Raw genomic sequence first — 19,879 nt, forward strand, 5'->3', positions numbered from 1 at the left:
CCCCGCGTCTGCGGGGGAGCTTGTCGCCGCCGTCGGGCAAGATCGAGGCGTGACTCTCGTCCTGCTGTATCTCGTCGTGCTCGTGCTCGTCGGCATAGTGCTGTTCGCCGTCGGGAGCGTGCTCTTCGGCCGTGGTGAGGAGCTTCCGCCGCTCCCCAAGGGCACCACCGCAACGGTGCTGCCCGCATCGGGGGTGACCGGCACCGACGTCGACGCGGTCAAGTTCACCCAAACCCTGCGGGGCTACAAGACCAGCGAGGTCGACTGGGTGCTCGACCGGCTGGGGCAGGAACTCGACGCGCTGCGGGGTGAACTCGCGGCGGTTCGCGCTGCCCACGGCATCCCCGCTCCCGCCGACGCTGACCATGAACCCGCGCATGCCCTGCCGCCCGAGCTAGCACGGGACGACACGTGACGGCGGCTGAGGTCGACGCCCGCGTCCGCTGCGGCTGGATCGACCAATCCCGGCTCTCTGCAGACGACTTCGCGCTGTACCGCGACTACCACGACACCGAATGGGGCCGCCCCCTTCGCGATTCGGCGGCTCTGTTCGAGCGGGTCAGCCTGGAGGCATTCCAGAGCGGCCTGTCGTGGCTGATCATCCTGCGCAAGCGGGAGAACTTCCGTGCCGCGTTCGACGGGTTCGACGTGGAACGGGTCGCGCGCTATGGCGATCGAGATGTCGAGCGCTTGATGGGCGATGCCGGAATCGTGCGCAACCGCGCCAAGATCGAGGCGACGATCGCCAATGCGCGCGTCGTGGCCGAGATGGCCGACGGTGGGGTCGACCTGGCCGAGTTGCTGTGGTCGTTCGCACCCGCTGACCGCGCGACGCGGGCGCGGCCTGCCAGCCTGTCGGACGTCGCGGCCGTGACAGCCGAATCCACGGCGATGGCCAAGGAACTCAAGAAGCGCGGCATGCGGTTCGTCGGCCCCACCACGGCCTACGCGCTGATGCAGGCCACCGGCATGGTCGACGACCACGTGGCCGGCTGTTGGGTGCCGCGACTCGAGAACTGATGCAAGACGCGGTTACGTCCCGAGCGACCGCCTCGTGGCTACGGCGCCGGGGCCATCCGGGCAGCTATAGCCGGGTCTTCGCACACGAGCTGGCCCGGATAGGGAACAATGGAGGTCTGTAGCAGTTCAGAGTCGGGTGCTGTCAGTGCATGTAGATGGTGCCTGATGCCGACTCACAAGCAGACCAGGCCCTGACGGGCGGCCCATGGTGGAGGGAGCACTCGATGGCGGCGATGAAGCCCCGGACCGGAGACGGTCCACTGGAAGCAACCAAGGAGGGGCGAGGCATCGTGATGCGGGTTCCATTGGAAGGCGGTGGCCGCCTTGTCGTCGAACTCACGCCGGAGGAGGCCGCCGCGCTCGGCGATGAGCTGAAGGGCGTGACGAGCTAGCGTCGCCTATCGCTACGCCGAGACTTTCCGGTAGATCTCCAGGGTCTGCTCGGCGATCTGCGCCCAGGAGAATTCGTCGATACACCGCCGACGTCCTGCGAGGCCGTATTGGCGGGCTCTGTTGGGGTCGGCGACCAGCGCGTTGACGGCCGAGGCCAGTTCGCGCTCGAAGGATTCGGTGTCGTTCGGGCTGTAGTGCACGAGCAGGCCGGTCCGCTGGTCGGCGACGACCTCGGGGATACCGCCCACATCAGAGGCGACCACGGCCGTGCCGCAGGCCATCGCCTCGAGGTTGACGATGCCGAGCGGCTCGTACACCGACGGGCACACGAAAACCGTTGCTGCTGACAGTATTTCGTTTATCTTGGGTTGCGGCAGCATCTCCCGGACCCAGAACACGCCGGTGCGGGTGTTCGACAGTGTTTGGACCGCGGACGCGATCTCGTCGGCGATCTCGGGAGTGTCGGGGGCGCCCGCGCAGAGCACCAGCTGGACCTCGGGAGCGAAGTGATGGGCGGCCGCCACCAGGTGTGCCACGCCTTTCTGGCGCGTGATCCGGCCGACGAACGCGACGACGGGGCGTGACAGATCCACTCCGAGGGCGGTCAGCACGGAATCTTCACCGCCAGGTTCGACCGGGCGCCACTTTTCGGTGTCGATCCCGTTGAGGACCACATGCACCCGCTCGGGGTCCAGCGCCGGGTAGGTGCGAAGAACATCCGCACGCATTCCCGAGCTCACCGCGATGACGGCGTCAGCGGCCTCAACGGCCGTCTTCTCCACCCAGGACGAGATGCGGTACCCGCCACCGAGTTGCTCTGCCTTCCACGGTCGCATCGGCTCGAGGGAGTGGGCGGTGAGAACGTGGGGTATGTCGTACAGCATGGCCGAAAGATGTCCTGCCATCCCGGCGTACCACGTGTGCGAATGAGCGACCGTTGCCGCCGACGCGGCGTTGACCATGGCGAGGTCGGCCGACAGTGTCGCGAGCGCGGCGTTGGCACCGGTGAGCGCGGGGTCGGGCTGCGCGACCGTGGCGCCCGGCCGCGGCGCGCCCATGCAGTACACGTCGACTTCGCACAGCCGTCGCAGTTGAGCGACGAGTTCAGTGACGTGTACGCCGGCGCCGCCGTACACCTCGGGTGGATATTCCCGTGTCATCATCGCCACCCGCATGGTGTGACCGTATCCAACTTCTGCGCGCGCTGCGAAGCATCCCCAATTGTCTTGATGGACAGCCCGAGAACTCGCCACAAAAGCCCGAATAGCTGGCCCCTGTCCGTACCTGCGGATAGGTTGGCATCATGAGGGAAGCGCCACATGTGCTGGGCATCGTCCTCGCCGGCGGAGAGGGGAAGCGGCTCTATCCGCTGACGGCTGACCGCGCCAAGCCGGCCGTCCCATTCGGGGGCGGCTACCGGCTCATCGACTTCGTGCTCTCCAATCTCGTCAACGCCCGCTATTTGCGGATCTGTGTGCTCACGCAATACAAGTCGCATTCGCTGGACCGTCACATCTCGCAGAACTGGCGGCTTTCCGGGCTTGCCGGCGAGTACATCACGCCGGTCCCGGCGCAGCAGCGTCTCGGCCCACGCTGGTACACCGGTTCGGCCGACGCGATCTATCAGTCGATGAACCTGATCTACGACGAGGATCCCGACTACATCGTGATCTTCGGCGCCGACCACGTCTACCGCATGGACCCCGAGCAGATGGTGCAGCAGCACATCGAGAGCGGCGCGGGGGCGACGGTCGCCGGGATCCGGGTGCCGCGTGCCGAGGCCAGCGCGTTCGGCTGCATCGACGCCGACGATTCAGGCCGGATCCGGGCGTTCGTGGAAAAACCAGCGGAACCGCCATCAGTGCCCGACGACCCGGATCAGACGTTCGTGTCGATGGGCAATTACATCTTCACCACCAAGGTGTTGATCGATGCCATCCGGGCCGACGCCGACGACGACGACTCCGACCATGACATGGGTGGCGACATCATCCCCAGGCTCGTCGAAGACGGCATGGCCGCGGTGTACGACTTCAACAACAACGAGGTGCCCGGGGCGACCGAGCGCGACCACGGGTACTGGCGCGACGTCGGCACGCTCGACGCGTTCTATGACGCGCACATGGATCTGGTGTCCGTTCATCCGGTGTTCAACCTGTACAACAAGCGCTGGCCCATTCGCGGCGGCGCCGAGAACCTGGCGCCTGCGAAGTTCGTCAACGGTGGCTCCGCGCAAGAGTCCGTGGTCGGTGCAGGCAGCATCATTTCGGCTGCGTCGGTGCGTAATTCGGTGCTGTCGTCGAACGTCGTGATCGACGACGGGGCGATTGTCGAGGGAAGTGTGATCATGCCCGGAGCCCGTATCGGGCGCGGAGCCGTGGTCCGCCACGCAATCCTGGACAAGAACGTCGTCGTCGGACCCGGTGAGATGGTCGGGGTCGATCTGGAGAAGGACCGAGAACGCTTCTCGGTCAGTGCCGGGGGTGTCGTGGCCGTCGGTAAGGGTGTCTGGATCTGACCGCCACTGGCGCCGTCGCCAGCCGTAGCCGGGGACAGTCAGGGCGCGCAGCACCGGCATGGTCTCGACGCGCTGCTTGCCGCCACGCCGAGTGTCCAGCACGCTGGCCGAACCGGTGAATCCGGCATAGGGCAGAAACGTCTGCATGCCCGCACCACACCGCGCGGCCGTCGGACACCGATCAGCGGGGAAGAGTGCGTTGTTTCGCCCGCCGCCGACGGATGATCCGCACCGCGGCCCACGCCAGTGCGACCACCGCCAGCAGCACGAGGATCGGCACCAGAATCGCGAGGAACACCAGCACGACGCTGGCGATGTCCTCGATGGTGCTCAGCACCGGTGCGGCCATTCCCGAGGTCGCGACGTTGGCGGCTGGCCGCACCGTCGACTTCGTCAGGGACACCACCAGGGCTATGACGACCCCGATGGCCACCGGAATCCATTGGCCGGATTGGGCGAATGCGCCGGGGTCGGTGACCGTCGCCGTCTGTGCGGCGGTCCCGGATCCGAAGACGATGCCGCCTGCCGTCGGCCGAACGAACGTTTGGACGATGTCGTTGACGCTGTCGAGGGCCGGTACCTTGTCGGCCACGATCTCTATGGCCAGCAAGACGGCCACGATCGTCATCACCCAGCCGTTCTCCAGCCAGGACCAGGCGGCGGGCAACGCCACCAAGTCGGTGAACCGCGCCAGGAGGCCGAGTGCTAGCAGCGGGATGTAGGCGTTGAGGCCCGCCGCCGTCGCCAGGCCGAACCCGGTGAGGAGCTCCATGACGTCAGTATGCGTCGGGGCACGCTTTTCTGGCGATCACCACACCCCCGGGATCAGCCGGTAGCGCACCTGCTGCGTGTAATCGCGATAGCCGTTGAGCTCGGCGTTGAGCAGCTTCTCCTCGTCGAGAATGCGGGCCGCCAGCACCGGGACCGCAGCCACGACGGCGAGCAGACTCCACAGAGAATCGAGCGCCGGTGGTGTGCCGACCATCATGATCAGCGAGCCGAAATACATTGGATGCCGGACCAGCCCGTACAAGCCAGTCGAGACCAGCGGCTGGTCGGCCTCCACCCGGATAGTGGCCGCAGCGTAGTTGTTCTGCACGATCACCAATTGCGCGATGCTGAGCCCGGCCGCCACAAGGACGTTGCCGACGATGACGAGCCAGGTCGGCACCGACGACCAGCCGAAGCGGTGGTCCAGGGCCGACAGCGCAAAGGTGACGAAGACCAGACCTATCGTCAGGCTGATGATGATCCGTTGCGCGGGAAGGCTTTCCGCCGCCGGTCCCGCCTTCATGCGGCGTGCGAGAGCCTCGGGGTAGCGCGCAGCGAGGACCGCGGAGGGAACGATCGTCGTCAGCGCCAACACCGCCACGAACACCCAGGCCTGCCAGTAATGGACGGTGCCGGCGGGCAAGAACAGTGCGACACCGACGAACGCGATGCCGAAAATCGTCGACGCCAATGCCTGTCCGGCCGTCTTCATCTGTGCCTCCTACACTGCATCCCGGCGCCGATAGAGGAGCCCGGCAACGGCCGTGAAACCCGTTGCAGCCAAGGTCATCACGGCCAGGGCGGGAACGGAAACGTCGAGAGGGACGGTGGTGCGGCCCACGGGTGAGAGGTCGATCAGCCAGCGGGGCAGTCGCAGCAGCGCGCCCAGGTAGAGCGACAGCACCACGAAAGCGACTGCGGACCAGGCGATCCAGGTCTGACGCAGTGCGACGGCGAGCGCGGCCACCCCGGCCAGCACACTCAGGGCCGGGACATACGCAAGGCCGGCCAGCGTCAGCTTCGGGATGGTGCCCAGGTCCCCGACTGTGGCGCCGGCCCCTATTCCATTTCCGAGACCCGCAAAGAACATCAGCACCGCCGCCCCCAGCGTCGCCGATACGACGGCCGTGAGCAGCCAGCGCCACCGCGATATCGCACCGGCAAGTACGACCTCACCGAGTCCGGACTGTTCGTCGGAGTGGACCCGCAACACCGCCGACACCACACAGGCGCCCGCCGCTGCGGCGAGGAACTGGGTCATCGTGGTGTAAACGCCGTCGGTGCCCTGCGTCGAGATCATCCGGGCGATCAGCTCGTTCTCCTCGGCGTTCTCGATGAGTGATTTCGTCATCGATCCGAATGCCAGGCCGGCCACGAACAGTCCGACCGACCAGCCGGTGATCTGCCCGCGCTGCAGGGTCAGGTGCAGGCCGAGCACTCCAGAGACCGTGCGCGCATCGGGGCGATCGCTCCGGGAGGCGACCGTGCCGTCGTCGTACTGGCGACGCACCTCCAGGGTCGCTGCCAGCGCGACCAGACACACGGTCAGCGCGACGAGCAGAGCCAGCGGCCACCAGCGCAGATCGACGAACGCCCGCATCTGTTGCGCCCATGCGATGGGGGAGAACCAGCTCAGCGCAGAGCCGGAGGGTTCGATGACGTCGCCGATGCCGCGAACGAGCGCTGCGAGAGCCAACGCCGCCATCGCTGCACCTGTCGCCGCGCGGCCGACGCGCCACATCTGTGCCGTCACCGCGGCGACGGCGCCGAACACCGTGGCGACCGCCGTCACTCCCAGGCACATGGCAGCCGAGTCGGCGACGCCGAAGCCTGCGGCCGCCATCGCCGCTGTCATCGTCATCGCGAGAACTGCGTTCACGCCGATCACTACGGTCAACGCCGCGGTGGTCCGTGCGTAGCGGCCGACGACCGACGCGAGGACGAGTTCGGCGGTGCCGCTTTCCTCTTCGGTGCGGGTGTGTCGAATCACCGTGAGGATTGCCAGGATCGATGTCGCGACGATGAGCGTCAGCATCAGCTCGTTGGCGATCATGGCGCCGAGCTCGGTCTCGTTGCCGCCGAACATCGGCCCGCCCAGCATCATCCCGGCGGGAGTCTTGAGCAGATCGACCCGCGCTTGGCGTTGCGCCTCTTCAGGATAGGCGAGCCTGACGGCCCCCGGTGCGTAGGCCATCATCAGCGTCAGGGCGGCGACCCAGATGGACAGGCGGAGTCGGTCGCGTCTGAGCGCGAGCCGGATGAGGTGCCCGGTGCCTGTCCACGGCGACGCCGAGGGCGAGGCCGCGTGCCTGTGCGGGGCAGTAACGGTCGCGCTCATCGCGATCCCGCCCCGTGATATTCGCGCAGGAACATGTCCTCCAAAGACGCTGGTGCAACGGTCAGCTCGTCGATACCCTGCGTCGCGAGGTCGGACATCGCGCGATCGAGATCGTCGCGATCCACCGAGAAACGCCACAGGCCGTCATCTGCTCGCAGATCGTGAACGTACGGCAGGTGTCGGAGACTGCGACCGTCTCCCCGGGTGCGCGCCGTGACGGTGGTACGCATCAGGTGCCTCATCTCGGCCAGCGTTCCAGAACGGACAGTGCGCCCCGCGCGGACGATGGTCACGGTGTCGCAAAGCTTTTCGACCTCGGCGAGGATGTGGCTCGATAGCAGCACCGCTGCACCCTGTCCGGCGACCTCCCGCACGCACTGTTGAAAAGCCCGCTCCATCAAAGGGTCCAGGCCGGACGTCGGTTCGTCGAGGATGAAAAGCTCACTGCGTGTACTGAACGCCGCAACGATGGCGACTTTCTGTCTGTTGCCCTTGGAATAGGTGCGGGCTTTCTTGTGCGGGTCGAGCTCGAAGCGGTCGATCAACTCATCCCGGCGACGTTCGTCGACGCCGTCGCCGCGCAGGGCAGCCAGAAAGTCGATGGCCTGCATTCCGGTGAGGTTGGGCCAGAGGGTGACATCGCCTGGCACATAGGCGATCCTGCGGTGCAGGGAGACGGCGTCGCTCCACGGGTCACCACCGAGCAGGCGCGCGGTGCCGCCGTCGGCGCGCAGCAGACCCAGCAGGACTCGGATCGTCGTGGACTTTCCGGCGCCGTTAGGTCCGAGGAACCCGGTCACGTCGCCTGGGGCGACGGTGAGATCGAGACCGTCGAGGGCCTTGGTGCGGCCGAAAGACTTTCGCAAACCGCTGATCTCCACCGCGAATGAGGGGTCAGTCATCGTGCGCTCCTTCTGGTGAGGTGAACGGAATGCCCTGGTCACGTCGGGCAAGAAAGGCCTCGTACATCGTCGGCTGCGCCATCAGCCCGTTGGTGTAGAGCTCGAGAGCCGGCAGCACCATGTCCTCGCTGTAGTCCCGCAGAACGACACGCAGGTCGGAGCTGTCGTGCAATTGAAGGTAGAGAAGGAAGCTCCCACCGTTGGCCATGGCCAGAAAGCGAGCGCGGGCTCTGGGATCCGCGCTGGGCTTCACCGTGCCTGCCTCGACACCTTCTTGCATGTACCGCTCGACGTTGTCGATCATGTTGCGCCACAGCTTCTTTGCAAGCTCGCCGCCGGATTGGAGGCTGCGGACCAGATAGGCCATGAGCGGTGCGTACTCCTCGATCTCGGCCATCTGCGCAAGCCACGTTGCGGGGTCGGATGTCTGGATCGACGCGCTCTTGCTTGCGTACACCGCTTCGGCGACATAGTCGTCGCACGCCTTGCGCAATCCGTCCTTGGAGCCGAAGTGGTGGATGACCAGACCCGGGCTCACCCCGGCCGTCGTGGCAATGGCGCGAACGCTGACCCCGAAGCCGTCACGGCCGAACAACTCGATAGCCGCATCCCGGATCCGGGCGGCGGCGGTGAGATCGTCGGCTGAACGCATGTTTAGTACATTAAACACTCGTTCAGCGCAGCGTCAAGACCTTCTTGCACCGCGAGCGCGCGCGTCTGAACGGCGACACGCCCAGTCCGCCGTGCAGTCAGGGCGCAGTCAGCGGCACCGAGTGCGCGCGCAACGTCAGCGCTGCCGGCGTGTCGCGGAGCAGACGCGCGCGCTCGCGGAGCGAGGCAACGGGCGCGCTCCCAAGAAAAGTGCGCTCCCAAGAAAAGTGCGCGCGGAAAAGATGCGCGCGGAAAGGATGCGCGCGGAAAGGTCAGTCGCGGGCCGCGGCGAGGAGACCGTCGCCGAGCGGGATCAGCACCGGCGTCAAACGCTCGTCTTCGGCGATCAGGCGCGCCGCCTCGCGGACTGCGGCCACCTCGTTGTCCTTGGCGGCGGCGTCGCCGGCTCGTCCGCCGAGCGCAGCGCGGTGGACGACGATGGCTCCGCCCTCGCGCAGCAGACGCACACCTTCGACCACGAACTGCGGTTGATCGGCGGGTTCGGCGTCGATGAAGACCAGATCGTAGGACTCGTCGGCCAGTCTGGTCAGGACTTCCTGAGCGCGCCCGCTGATAAGCCGCGTCCGGCCCGGTCCGACACCGGCCTCGCTGAACGCCTGCTTGGCGATGCGCTGATGCTCGGGTTCGACGTCGATCGTGGTCAGCACGCCGTCCTCGCGCATGCCGGACAGCAGCCACAGCCCGCTGACCCCCGCCCCGGTGCCTACTTCGACCACTGCTTTCGCGCCGGTGAGTTTGGCGAGCACGCACAGCAGCGCACCCACGGCCGGGGTCACCGCGCCCGCCCCGATATCGACTGCACGTTCGCGCGCGGCCGCGACGATGGCGTCCTCGGAGATCGAGTGTTCGGCATGGTTGACGATCGCTTCCGCCTGGCTTGCCCGCGCGGTGGCATCGCCGGAGCCGGCTCCGGGCTCATCGGTGCTGGCCATGCCCGCAGCGTAGAGCCAAGCCCGGTCGCCGGCAGCAGCGACACGCCCGCTGCCCTCAGCCAGGATCACAGCTGTTTTCGCTGGTGAAAAAAAGGGTAGCGCTGTTTCTCAGGAAATGTTCAGTTTGCTCATATGCCTGCCATACGCGTACAGGAGACGGTGATCGCATGACAGACGGCGCGTCCAGCGCACGCATCGACACCGCACGCCCGGGGAACAACGCCGAGCCCGGTCGCGTTGTGGATTTCAAGCGGTCGCCGTCAATTGACCGCCATCACGATCTGGAGGATCCGACGACCACCTCGACCGGTCCCACGACCGTCAATGCCCCCGTGACCATGGCACATCTGGAGCAGTACACCGACGCCGAGTGGGTGGAGCCGAGCGACGAGCTGACCGGTACGGCGGTCTTCGACGCCACCGGTGACATCGCGGCCATGCCGAGCTGGGACGAACTCGTCCGCCAGCACGCCGACCGCGTCTACCGGCTGGCCTACCGGCTCTCCGGTAACCAGCATGACGCGGAGGACCTGACGCAGGAGACGTTCATTCGCGTCTTCCGTTCGGTGCAGAACTATCAGCCGGGCACCTTCGAGGGCTGGTTGCACCGCATCACGACCAACCTATTCCTCGACATGGTGCGCCGACGCGGCCGCATCCGGATGGAAGCGCTGCCCGAGGACTACGATCGCGTGCCCGCCGACGAGCCGAACCCCGAGCAGATCTACCACGATTCGCGCCTGGGTCCGGATCTGCAGGCGGCGTTGGACTCGTTAGCGCCTGAATTCCGCGCTGCCGTGGTCCTCTGTGACATCGAAGGTCTGTCCTACGAGGAGATCGGCGCGACGCTGGGCGTCAAACTCGGCACCGTCCGCAGCCGCATCCACCGCGGCCGGCAGGCGCTGCGCGAATACCTGGCGCGGCATTCGGATGCCGGCAGTATCCGCGACGCGGCCCAATCCGCCTGACGTTCGCGCGATGCGGCGCAGCATGCCGCGCTACATTCGAAGGGAAGACTTCCGACTGGGCAGGCTGCACGACACCGACTGGAGAGGAGCTGGGTGGTGTTCGATCCCGGACATGCATTCCGCCGAGCGTTCTCCTGGCTCCCGTCGCAGTTTGCTTCGCAAAGCGACGCCCCGGTGGGTCCCCGTCAGTTCGGCTCCACCGAACACCTCTCCACCGAGGCCATCGCCGCATTCGCCGACGGTGAGCTCCGCATGACCGCGCACCTTCGCGCCGCCCATCACCTGTCCCTGTGCCAAGAGTGCGCAATGGAGGTCGACGCGCAGCGGCAGGCACGCGAGGCGCTGCGGGATTCCTGCCCGGTTGCCATGCCGAGTTCTTTGCTGGGACTGCTCTCCCAGATCCCGAACCACACCCCGGTGGATGTGCAGGATTCAACCGAATCCGCGCAGTTGGCTGACGGCGCGGAGCGCGCCCGTCGCAAGCGCCGGTAGGGTAGATGCAAAGCTGACCGTCGAGGTATGGCGGCGATTGCTGGCACCTCGACACGAGGGTGACGGAAGGGCGATGAACGGGTGACCAATCTGGACGAGACCGGTCGGGAACGTCTTGCGCCGCGGCCGGTGTCGCGGCCTCCTGTGGACCCTGCGGCGCAGCGCGCGTTCGGCAGGCCGACCGGAGTCGACGGTTCTTTTCAAGGTGCCGACAAGTACCGGGACCAGGGTGAGTTCACACCGAAGGACGCGCCGCCCGATCCTGTGCTCGCCGAGGCATTCGGTCGGCCGTACCCCGGTGGCGACTCGCTGCAGCGCCACCCGACCGACGCAGGCGCACTCGAGGCCGAACGTGCCGGCGACGTCGACGAACCCGACGATCCGTGGCGCAATCCGGGCGCCCCCGCGGCCTTGGGCACTCCCGCGATCGCGCAGACCGCACCGGTGGCCGCCGCAGGCCCCGTGGGCAAGCTCGGGGTCCGCGACGTGCTGTTCGGCGGGAAAGTCTCCGTCGTCGCTCTCGTCATCCTGGGCATCTTCGCGCTGGTTATCGGTGTCGTCGGCGGAGTCGTCGGACGCAAGACCGCCGAGGTCGTCAGCGCGTTCACCACATCGAAGGTGACGCTGGAGACCAGCAGCGAGGGCGGCGAGGAAGCGCAGGGTCAGTTCGCCAAAGTTGCTGCCGCCGTTGCTGACTCGGTGGTCACCATCGAGGCGACCAGCGAGACCGAGGGCTCGCAGGGCTCGGGCGTTGTGATCGACGGCCGTGGCTACATCGTCACGAACAACCACGTGATCTCCGAGGCCGCCACCAACCCCAGCGACTTCACGATGTCGGTGGTGTTCAACGACGGCAGCGAGGTCCCGGCCAACCTGGTCGGCCGCGACCCCAAGACCGATCTGGCGGTTCTCAAGGTCGACAACGTCGACAACCTCTCTGTCGCGCGCATGGGCGATTCCGAGAAGATTCAGGTGGGCGAGGAAGTCATCGCCGCAGGCGCCCCGCTCGGCCTGCGCAGCACGGTCACCCACGGCATCGTCAGTGCGCTGCACCGGCCCGTGCCGCTGTCAGGCGACGGGTCCGACACCGACACTGTGATCGACGGTGTCCAGACCGATGCGTCCATCAACCACGGCAACTCCGGCGGCCCGCTGATCAACATGAACGCCGAGGTGATCGGCATCAACACCGCTGGCAAGTCATTGTCCGACAGCGCCAGCGGCCTCGGCTTCGCCATTCCGGTCAACGAGGTCAAGCAGGTCGTCGAGACGCTCATCAAGAACGGAAAGATCGCCCATCCGACGCTCGGGTTGACGGCGCGCTCGGTGAGCAACGACGTGTCCAAAGGTGCGCAGATCGCTGACATCAAGCCGGGCAGCCCCGCCGAGCAAGCGGGCCTGGTCGAGAACGACGTCGTCGTGAAGGTCGGGGACCGCAAGGTGGCCGACGCCGACGAGTTCATTGTTGCGGTCCGTCAGCTCCAGATTGGTCAGCCCGCCCCCATCGAGGTGCTGCGCGACGGGCGCCCCGTGACGCTGACGGTGACGCCCAACGGCGACGACAGCACGTAACAATGTTCGCCAATGTCGGCTGGGGCGAGATGCTGGTCCTGGTGATCGCGGGTCTAGTGATCCTGGGACCCGAGCGGTTGCCCGGTGCCATCCGCTGGACGGCGGGGGCGGTGCGCCAGGCGCGCGACTACGTGACAGGCGCGACGAGCCAGTTGCGTGAGGATCTGGGCCCGGACTTCGACGATCTGCGGGAGCCGCTGTCAGAACTGCAGAAGCTGCGGGGCATGACTCCGCGCGCGGCGCTGACCAAGCACCTTCTCGACGGCGACGACTCGATCTTCACCGGGAAGTTCGACTCGCCCCGCGCGGGACAGAACGGTCAGAGCGGGTCGGAGAAGCCGGACGAGAAGCCACAGTCCGGACCCGGGCCCGCGCCGGTCAAACAGTCGCCGCCAGTCAAACAACCGGAGCCGTCTGGTTCGACGCCGTTCGACACCGACGCGACTTAGCGGCCTGCGGGGTCGAGGCCCAGCGACATTCCGGCGAGGCCGCGCTTGCGGCTCGACAGAGCGTCGGCGATCTTGCGGAGCTCCTTGCCCGCAGCCGAATCGGGTGCGCTGAGCACGAGCGGGACACCCGAGTCGCCGGCGGCCACCAGCTCGGGATCGAGCGGAACCTGACCCAGCAGCGGCACCTCGGCGCCGACGGAACGCGACAGGCTGTCCGCGACGTGCCGACCGCCACCCTCGCCGAACATCTTGATGACCGGCCCGTCGACCATGTTCTCCACGACGCCGGCAATGCGCTGGCGCGTCTGCAACGCGATCGCGCCCGCACGCTCTGCGACCTCGGCGGCCGCCAGCTGCGGGGTGGTGACCACGAGGATCTCGGCACCGGGGATGAGCTGGGCGACCGAGATCGCGATGTCGCCCGTGCCCGGGGGAAGATCCAGCAGCAGCACGTCCAGGTCGCCCCAGTACACGTCGGCGAGGAACTGCTGAAGTGCCCGGTGCAGCATCGGTCCGCGCCACACCACCGGTGTGTTGCCTTGGGTGAACATCGCGATGGAGATCACCCGCACCTCGTGTGAGACGGGCGGCAAAATCATCGAATCGACCTGGGTGGGCCGGTCGGTGGTGCCCATCATCCTGGGTACGGAGTGGCCGTAGATGTCGGCGTCGAGGAGCCCGACGGACAGGCCGCGGGCGGCCATGGCGGCGGCCAGGTTCACGGTGACACTCGACTTGCCGACCCCGCCTTTGCCGGATGCGACCGCGTAGACCCGGGTAAGCGACCCCGGTTGTGCGAACGGGATCACGGGTTCGCGGGAATCGCCGCGCAGCTGCTTGCGCAACTCGGCTCGCTGCTCGTCGTTCATCACGTCGAGGGTCACCTTGACCGAGCCGGTGCCGGGCACGTCCTGCACGGCGCGTGTCACCCGGTCGGAGATCTCCGTCTTTTTCGGACAGGCCGCCGTGGTCAGGTACACCTCGACGTGAACCGAGGAGTCGGCTTCGACGGTCACGTTCTTGACCATGCCGACTTCGGTGATCGGCCGCCGAAGCTCGGGGTCGATGACCTTGTTCAGCGCAGCGCGCGCGGCTGCTTCCAGGTCTGTCGGAGTTGAGGACATCACCCGCGAGTCTAGGCTGCGGTGTCGTCAAGACCCGAATTCGGGAGTGCGCTCAGCCGACGGGGCCGGGCGCCGGGCCGGCAGCAGGCCCAGGCGCGGGGCCGGGTGCCGGAGGCAGAGCGGGCATCAGAGGACCGGGCGACGGAGGCATCGGTCCCGCCGCGACACCGGGCAGCGCAGCGGGTGCAGGCGGAAGGCCGAGAGGACCCGCGGGAGCGGGCGCCGGGGCGGGTGCGGCGGGCAGATCCTGAATGCAGAACACCGCGCACTGGGCGGGCTTCTGCGGCGGCGGCTGGATCCACGGCGGCACCCAGGTGGGCGGCGGAGGCGCGACCGGCTGCGGCATCGCCTCGGGCATCGGCCCCGGCAACGGCCCCAGCGACTGCCCGGCCGCGAAACCGGGCAGCGGAGTGTTGATCTGGCTCGCCACATCGGTGCGTTCCATCAGCGGGATCAGCGACAACGGATCGGTGGCCGGCAAGCCTGCGGCGTTGATCGGCAGCCCGGGGCCGAGTCCTGCGCGGCGATCCAGATGGGTGATGAGGTCGTCGGCCGATGTCGCGGTCGACAGTTCGGGCACCGAGCCTGTGATGGGCGGCAGGTCGAGGGGCACCACGCCCGTCGCGTAGGCCGCGGCCCAGCTGAGCACGTTCTGGGCGTACGCCATCGAGTTGTTGTAGCGCAGGATCGCGGCCATCACGTCGGCCTGGTTACGCAGGTTCATCCCCCCGCTGCACAGGTACCGTGCGGCAGCCAGGGAGGCGTCGTACACGTTCTGCACATCGGCTTTGCCGTCGCCGTCACCGTCGGAGGCGTAGCGCGACCAGGTGCCTGGCAGGAATTGCATGGGGCCCATGGCGCGGGCGTAAACGACCCGGTCCGCGGTCCGGCTCTCCACGATCACCTCGTTGCCGGCCAGGGTGCCGTCGAGCGTGGGGCCATAGATCGGGCGCACCGCATTGCCCCGGGAGTCCGTCGCACCGCCGTAGGAGTGCATCGACTCGATCCGGCCGATGCCTGCCAGCAGGTTCCAGCTCACGCCGCAGCCGGGATAGGCCGCCGCCATCATCGTCTCGGCGTTACGGTAGGCGGCCAGATTCACCGATGGAATCCGCAGTGTGCCAGGAGCATTGACGACGACAGGTGGCGGGGGCGCCGATGCCGTGCTGGCCACGGTGCGGAACGGGGCAGGCGCTTTGGTGACCGCCACGACCGAGACGCCGGACTGATCGTGGGGCGAAGGCGCGACGGCGGCCAGCGGCATCACGGCCGAATCGCGCGACGGGACGTTCGTGGTCGGTGCGGAAGCGCCGACGGCGCCTGCCAGCACCAGCGGCGTGAGAACAGCGGCTACCCCGACGGCCGGCGTTCGGACAAACTGACCCGCCCGACGTCGCGCTGCTCCGAGGGCAGGTCCTCCCCCTATATGCACTCAACCGTCCTAGCTGTGTGGCCGCCAGTGAACCACGCCACCATACCCAGTGAACTACCGCGGTGTGACAGCAATCGCTGAGACGTCTCAGCCGGATTTTTTCGGCTTGCGCTCACCTGCGTCTTGTTTGCTCCGCCCAGCCGACTGCGCCTGCAATGCCTCGAGCAGGTCGCGGATCTCGTCCAATTCGCGCCGCAGATAGTCGCGGGTCGCGACTTCACCGACGGCGAGCCGAAGGGCGGCGAGTTCGCGAGCGAGGAACTCAGTGTCGGCCTTGGTCTGCTCGGCCCGCCTGCGGTCCTCCTCCAGCGCCACCCGGTCGCGGTTCTCCTGCCGGTTCTGCGCGAGCAGAATCAGCGGCGCCGCGTAGGCGGCCTGGGTCGAGAACGCCAGGTTGAGCAGGATGAACGGGTACGGATCCCACTGCCAGGCGAAGGCGCCAATGTTGAGTAGCACCCACACGATGACAACGAGCGTCTGGATCGCCAGATAGCGGCCGGTGCCCAGGAAACGCGCGATCCGCTCGCTGAACTTGCCGACGGCTTCGATGTCGAGGCGCGGGCCGAAAGAGCGGGAGGTCCGTGGCGTGTCGAGACGCTGTCGGGCCGACGATTCGCTCATGTCGTCCTCTCGGCGGACACGATCACCGGTTCGGCTTCGTGTTCGCGCCAGTTGTCAGGCAGAAGATGGTCGAGGACGTCGTCGACCGATACCGCGCCCAGGAGATGGTTCTGCTCGTCGACGACCGGCCCGCACACCAGGTTGTAGGCCGCGAAGTACCGGGTGAGTGATCCGAGCGAATCCTCGGGAGCCAAGTTGGGCAGGTCGGTGTCGACGATGCCGCTGACCAGAGATGCGGGCGGTTCGCGCAGCAGCCGCTGAAGGTGCACGCATCCCAGATAGCGGCCTGTCGGGGTCGCGGTCGGCGGGCGCACCACGAACACCAGCGACGCCAGTGCCGGCGTCAGGTCCGGATCGCGAACTCGCGCAAGGGCTTCGGCGACGGTCGTGTCCGGTGCGAGTACCACGGGCTCCGACGTCATCAGGCCACCGGCGGTGTTGGGGGAATGGCTCAGCAGACGGCGCACGTCTTCGGAATCCTCGGGATCCATGCGGCGCAGAAATTGCTCGGCGTCCGACGGCGTCATCGACCCGAGCAGGTCGGCGGCATCGTCGGGGTCCATCGCCTCCAGCACGTCGGCGGCGCGATCGGTTTTCAGCTGGCGCAGCAGGGCGACCTGTTCGTCTTCGGGGAGCTCCTGCAGAACGTCGGCGAGCCGTTCGTCGTCGAGCGCATTGACGACTTCGTGGCGGCGCTTGTCGGGCAGTTCGCGGATGGCGTCGGCGACCTCGACGGCGCGCTGCCCCTGAAACTGTTCGAGCAATTGGGCCACGCCCTGGTCGGGCATCGCCAGACCGGATGGGGTGAGGCCGTTCACGTGTTGCCAGTCGGTCGAATACACGTTGCTCCGTCGACCTAGGCGGCGTTGTGGGCGCACCGCGACCCGGGTGACCAACCAGTCGCGCGTGCGGGTCTGCTGCTCGATGGCCAAGTCGACGACCACGACGTCTAGGCCGGCGAGCATGGGCAGGTCGGGGTCGTCGACGCGCACCCGCGTCTCGATGACCTGACCCAGTACCAGCACCTCGCCGGGTCGCTGCGAGAAGCGGCGCAGCGACACGCTGCCCGTCGACAGTGTGACCGCGCCGGGTTCGATCGCGGTCACACGCAGGATGGGAACGAAAATTCTTCTGCGGGTGAGCAACTCGATGACAAGGCCGAGGACTCGTGGTTGGGCGCGTACCAAGCTGATGCCGATGACCACGTCTCGGACGCGCCCGATGGACTCTCCGTCGGGGCCGAGCACCACCATCCCCGCGAGACGAGCCGCATAGACCCTGTTGACCGACGCCATGGTTGTAAAGGGTAGAAGAGTGTCTGGAGGTGCATGTAATGGAAAACCGGTATCGGCCGCGGCGGACCTGTCTGTCCGTGCCGGGCAGCAGCGAGAAGATGATTCAGAAAGCCAAGACGCTCGCCGCTGACGAGGTGTTCCTCGATCTCGAGGATGCCGTCGCGCCCGAGGCGAAAGCCCAAGCGCGCGTTCAGGTTGCGGCCGTACTAGCGCAACCGGGCTGGGCCGGTCAGCTGCGAGGGGTGCGCATCAACGACTGGACCACGCCGTGGACCCACGCCGACATCATCGAAGTCGTCGCACGCGCGGGCGCGTCGCTGGACATCGTCGTGCTGCCGAAGGTGACGAACGTCTCTCATGTCCTCGCGCTCGACCTGCTGCTCAGCCAGTTGGAGGCAACCCACGACCTGCCGCCGGGCCAGATCGGCATCGAGGCGCAGATCGAGGACGCCAAGGGGCTGACCGACATCGACGCCATCGCGTCGGCACCGCGGGTGCAAGCGCTGGTGCTCGGTCCGGCGGACCTGATGGCCAGCTTGAACATGCGCACGCTGGTGGTGGGGGAGCAGCCGGAGGGTTACGACGTCGGTGACGCGTACCACCACGTGTTGATGCGGATCCTCGTGGCCGCGCGGGCCAACGGTATCGCCGCGATCGACGGCCCGTTCCTGAAGGTGCGCGACGTCGAGGCGTTCCGCCGTGTTGCGGGGCGCTCCGCCGCGCTGGGTTACGACGGGAAGTGGGTGCTGCACCCCGACCAGATCGAGGCAGGTAACGAGATTTTCAGTCCGCGTCAGCAGGATTACGACCACGCCGAACTGATCCTCGAGGCTTACCAGTGGCACACCTCGCGCGAGGGCGGCGCCAGGGGCGCGGTCATGCTGGGCGACGAAATGATCGACGAGGCCAGCCGAAAGATGGCACTCGTCATCGCGGGCAAGGGGCGTGCGGCGGGAATGCAGCGCACCGGCGAACGGTTTCAGCCGCCCACCCAGGGCTAAGCCGCGGCGACGAGAACTGCCAGGACGAAGGCGCCGATCAGGCCGAGCGCCCCGATCACGATTCCGGCGATCGCCATTTCTTTGCCGCCCTGGCCGGTTTTCTTGACCTGGTTGAGGGCGACGATGCCGAGCACGACGGCGACGATCGACGCGATGGTGCCCGCGAAGCACGCGATATTCAGCGGTATCGCAAGCAACGAGGCGACCAGCGATCCGATGGCGAGGCCGTTGGAGCCTTGCGCGGCGGGTGCGCCGTATCCGTATTCGGCCCCCGGATAGCTGCCCGGGTAGGCACCGTAGGGCGGCGGTGGCGGGTAGGACGGTTGCCCGTAGCCCGGCGGTCCGTAGCCGGGTGTGCCGTAACCGGGTGCCGCGTAGGGCGTGCCGGCGTCGGGATAGGGGGGCGGCGCGAACCCCGCCGGTGGCGGCGGATATGGCGGATTCGAAAAATAACCGGGCTGATCGACACTGGGAGTCGGCGGGATGTAGCTCGGCGGGGGGTTGTACGCCGGCGGCGGGGTGTAGCCCTGCGGCGGCGTGTCATCCAGCCCGGGTTCGGGGGTGCTCGGCGTGCTCTGCGCCTGCTCGATCGGCGGCGCCTCGTAGCCTGCAGCCGACGGCTCGGACCCGGCCGCGGAGGAATCGGAAGAGCCGGCTCCGCCTGGTTCGTTGTCCGGACTTGTCATGGTGATCAACCTAGCCTAAGGGCAGGTAAGCCGAGGTGAGCGCGCATCGGGGCACCAATGTGGTGCGCTGTGCGTTATCAGAGGACTAGCGTGAAACGCGCGGTATCGAAGGAGTAGAAGGATGACCAGCCCGTTCCAGCCAGGACAGAATCCCGGTGCGCCTGTCGCGGCCGGCGCAGCGTCGGGACGTGGTCGCCCGGTGGGTCTGCCAACGCCGCCCAAGGGATGGCCGATCGGTTCGTACCCGACCTACGCCGAAGCTCAGCGCGCGGTCGACTACCTCTCCGATCAGCAGTTCCCGGTCCAGCAGGTGACCATCGTCGGTGTCGACCTCATGCAGGTGGAGCGGGTCACGGGGCGGCTGTCCTGGCCGAAGGTGCTCGGTGGAGGCGTCCTGACCGGCGCGTGGCTGGGCCTGTTCATCGGTCTCATCCTGGGGTTCTTCAGCCCCAATCCGTGGAGTGCCCTCATCACCGGCCTCATCGCAGGCGTCTTCTTCGGTTTGATCACCTCGGCTATTCCCTACGCAATGGCGCGCGGCACAAGGGATTTCAGTTCGACGATGCAACTGGTTGCCGGCCGCTACGACGTGCTCTGTGATCCGCAGAACGCCGAGAAGGGCCGGGATCTGCTGGGGCGCTTGGCCATCTAGACCGGCGTCGATGTTGCGGATCGTGCACAGTTGGCCCTAGC

General features: G+C 67.2%; 22 protein-coding genes and 1 pseudogene. 10 read left to right on the plus strand and 13 right to left on the minus strand.

The features are described from left to right. Positions 1-49 precede the first annotated feature (49 nt). The 3 genes from AWC12_RS03435 (at position 50) to AWC12_RS03445 (ending at position 1,412) form a co-directional block, all read left to right on the plus strand. Complete coding sequence (locus AWC12_RS03435; RefSeq protein WP_085172408.1) at positions 50-415, plus strand: DivIVA domain-containing protein; 366 nt, start codon at positions 50-52, stop codon at positions 413-415. After that, positions 412-1,020, plus strand: a complete 609-nt coding sequence (locus tag AWC12_RS03440; protein WP_085172410.1) for a DNA-3-methyladenine glycosylase I — start codon at positions 412-414, stop codon at positions 1,018-1,020. The genes AWC12_RS03435 and AWC12_RS03440 overlap by 4 nt, the downstream gene beginning before the upstream one ends. A gap of 224 nt (positions 1,021-1,244) precedes the next feature. Then, positions 1,245-1,412, plus strand: coding sequence for a DUF3117 domain-containing protein (locus AWC12_RS03445; RefSeq protein WP_003931055.1), 168 nt, complete (start codon positions 1,245-1,247; stop codon positions 1,410-1,412). Between the two features lie 12 nt (positions 1,413-1,424). On the opposite strand, the gene glgA is transcribed toward AWC12_RS03445, so the two are convergent. Further along, entirely contained in the window at positions 1,425-2,588 is a 1,164-nt protein-coding gene (glgA, locus tag AWC12_RS03450; protein WP_110808552.1) for a glycogen synthase, read from the minus strand. Positions 2,589-2,716: 128 nt separating this feature from the next. Between glgA and glgC the strand changes: the two genes are divergently transcribed. Continuing rightward, the gene (gene glgC / locus AWC12_RS03455; RefSeq protein ID WP_085172412.1) at positions 2,717-3,931 is read left to right on the plus strand and encodes a glucose-1-phosphate adenylyltransferase; all 1,215 of its coding nucleotides are present in this window, start codon (positions 2,717-2,719) and stop codon (positions 3,929-3,931) included. A 15-nt stretch (positions 3,932-3,946) separates the two neighbouring features. On the opposite strand, the pseudogene AWC12_RS31490 reads toward glgC, so the two are convergent. From AWC12_RS31490 to AWC12_RS03490, 7 genes and pseudogenes are all read right to left on the minus strand, one after another. Next, positions 3,947-4,078, minus strand: a pseudogene (locus AWC12_RS31490) (MSMEG_6728 family protein); the annotation flags it as partial. Positions 4,079-4,112: 34 nt separating this feature from the next. Next, positions 4,113-4,703, minus strand: a complete 591-nt coding sequence (locus tag AWC12_RS03465) for a DUF4126 domain-containing protein (RefSeq protein ID WP_085172414.1) — start codon at positions 4,701-4,703, stop codon at positions 4,113-4,115. Between the two features lie 36 nt (positions 4,704-4,739). Further along, positions 4,740-5,414 carry a methyltransferase family protein gene (locus AWC12_RS03470; RefSeq protein WP_085172416.1) on the minus strand — a complete coding sequence of 225 codons (675 nt, stop codon included), beginning with the start codon at positions 5,412-5,414 and terminating at the stop codon, positions 4,740-4,742. Positions 5,415-5,423: 9 nt separating this feature from the next. Beyond that, a complete protein-coding gene (locus AWC12_RS03475) occupies positions 5,424-7,040 on the minus strand; it encodes an ABC transporter permease (protein ID WP_085172418.1) in 1,617 nt (538 codons plus the stop codon). Then, complete coding sequence (locus AWC12_RS03480; protein ID WP_085172419.1) at positions 7,037-7,942, minus strand: ABC transporter ATP-binding protein; 906 nt, start codon at positions 7,940-7,942, stop codon at positions 7,037-7,039. Before AWC12_RS03480 ends, AWC12_RS03475 begins: the two co-directional genes overlap by 4 nt. Beyond that, entirely contained in the window at positions 7,935-8,594 is a 660-nt protein-coding gene (locus AWC12_RS03485; RefSeq protein ID WP_085172420.1) for a TetR/AcrR family transcriptional regulator, read from the minus strand. Before AWC12_RS03485 ends, AWC12_RS03480 begins: the two co-directional genes overlap by 8 nt. Positions 8,595-8,865: 271 nt before the next feature. Further along, a complete protein-coding gene (locus AWC12_RS03490; RefSeq protein ID WP_024448113.1) occupies positions 8,866-9,546 on the minus strand; it encodes an O-methyltransferase in 681 nt (226 codons plus the stop codon). A 167-nt stretch (positions 9,547-9,713) separates the two neighbouring features. Between AWC12_RS03490 and sigE the strand changes: the two genes are divergently transcribed. The 4 genes from sigE to tatB all read left to right on the plus strand — a co-directional run bounded on the left by sigE (position 9,714) and on the right by tatB (position 13,027). After that, on the plus strand, positions 9,714-10,514 hold the full coding sequence (gene sigE / locus AWC12_RS03495; protein WP_085172421.1) for an RNA polymerase sigma factor SigE: 801 nt from the start codon (positions 9,714-9,716) through the stop codon (positions 10,512-10,514). Between the two features lie 96 nt (positions 10,515-10,610). Next, a complete protein-coding gene (gene rseA, locus AWC12_RS03500) occupies positions 10,611-11,006 on the plus strand; it encodes an anti-sigma E factor RseA (RefSeq protein ID WP_085172458.1) in 396 nt (131 codons plus the stop codon). An 81-nt stretch (positions 11,007-11,087) separates the two neighbouring features. Then, positions 11,088-12,578 carry a serine protease HtrA gene (gene htrA, locus AWC12_RS03505; RefSeq protein ID WP_024448110.1) on the plus strand — a complete coding sequence of 497 codons (1,491 nt, stop codon included), beginning with the start codon at positions 11,088-11,090 and terminating at the stop codon, positions 12,576-12,578. Between the two features lie 2 nt (positions 12,579-12,580). After that, positions 12,581-13,027, plus strand: a complete 447-nt coding sequence (tatB, locus tag AWC12_RS03510) for a Sec-independent protein translocase protein TatB (protein ID WP_085172423.1) — start codon at positions 12,581-12,583, stop codon at positions 13,025-13,027. On the opposite strand, the gene AWC12_RS03515 is transcribed toward tatB, so the two are convergent. The 4 genes from AWC12_RS03515 to AWC12_RS03530 form a co-directional block, all read right to left on the minus strand. Beyond that, complete coding sequence (locus AWC12_RS03515) at positions 13,024-14,151, minus strand: Mrp/NBP35 family ATP-binding protein (protein WP_024448108.1); 1,128 nt, start codon at positions 14,149-14,151, stop codon at positions 13,024-13,026. The two genes, tatB and AWC12_RS03515, sit on opposite strands and share 4 nt — an antisense overlap. 52 nt (positions 14,152-14,203) lie before the next feature. Beyond that, positions 14,204-15,583, minus strand: a complete 1,380-nt coding sequence (locus AWC12_RS03520) for a lytic transglycosylase domain-containing protein (protein ID WP_085172425.1) — start codon at positions 15,581-15,583, stop codon at positions 14,204-14,206. Between the two features lie 87 nt (positions 15,584-15,670). Next, positions 15,671-16,204: a DUF1003 domain-containing protein gene (locus AWC12_RS03525; protein ID WP_024448106.1), complete on the minus strand. Its 534-nt coding sequence runs from the start codon at positions 16,202-16,204 to the stop codon at positions 15,671-15,673. Continuing rightward, positions 16,201-17,499, minus strand: coding sequence for a magnesium transporter MgtE N-terminal domain-containing protein (locus AWC12_RS03530; protein WP_085172427.1), 1,299 nt, complete (start codon positions 17,497-17,499; stop codon positions 16,201-16,203). Before AWC12_RS03530 ends, AWC12_RS03525 begins: the two co-directional genes overlap by 4 nt. A 38-nt stretch (positions 17,500-17,537) precedes the next feature. Here AWC12_RS03530 and AWC12_RS03535 point away from each other — a divergent pair, with 38 nt between their 5' ends. Then, positions 17,538-18,500 carry an HpcH/HpaI aldolase/citrate lyase family protein gene (locus tag AWC12_RS03535; protein WP_085172429.1) on the plus strand — a complete coding sequence of 321 codons (963 nt, stop codon included), beginning with the start codon at positions 17,538-17,540 and terminating at the stop codon, positions 18,498-18,500. On the opposite strand, the gene AWC12_RS03540 is transcribed toward AWC12_RS03535, so the two are convergent. Continuing rightward, the gene (locus tag AWC12_RS03540; protein WP_085172431.1) at positions 18,497-19,186 is read right to left on the minus strand and encodes a DUF4190 domain-containing protein; all 690 of its coding nucleotides are present in this window, start codon (positions 19,184-19,186) and stop codon (positions 18,497-18,499) included. The genes AWC12_RS03535 and AWC12_RS03540 overlap by 4 nt on opposite strands. A 121-nt stretch (positions 19,187-19,307) precedes the next feature. Between AWC12_RS03540 and AWC12_RS03545 the strand changes: the two genes are divergently transcribed. Further along, positions 19,308-19,838 (plus strand): YflT domain-containing protein, encoded by a 531-nt coding sequence (locus AWC12_RS03545; RefSeq protein ID WP_085172433.1) that lies wholly within the window; start codon positions 19,308-19,310, stop codon positions 19,836-19,838. The last annotated feature ends 41 nt before the right edge of the window (positions 19,839-19,879 follow it).

This window comes from Mycolicibacterium iranicum (assembly GCF_002101705.1).
Lineage (GTDB): Bacteria > Actinomycetota > Actinomycetes > Mycobacteriales > Mycobacteriaceae > Mycobacterium > Mycobacterium iranicum.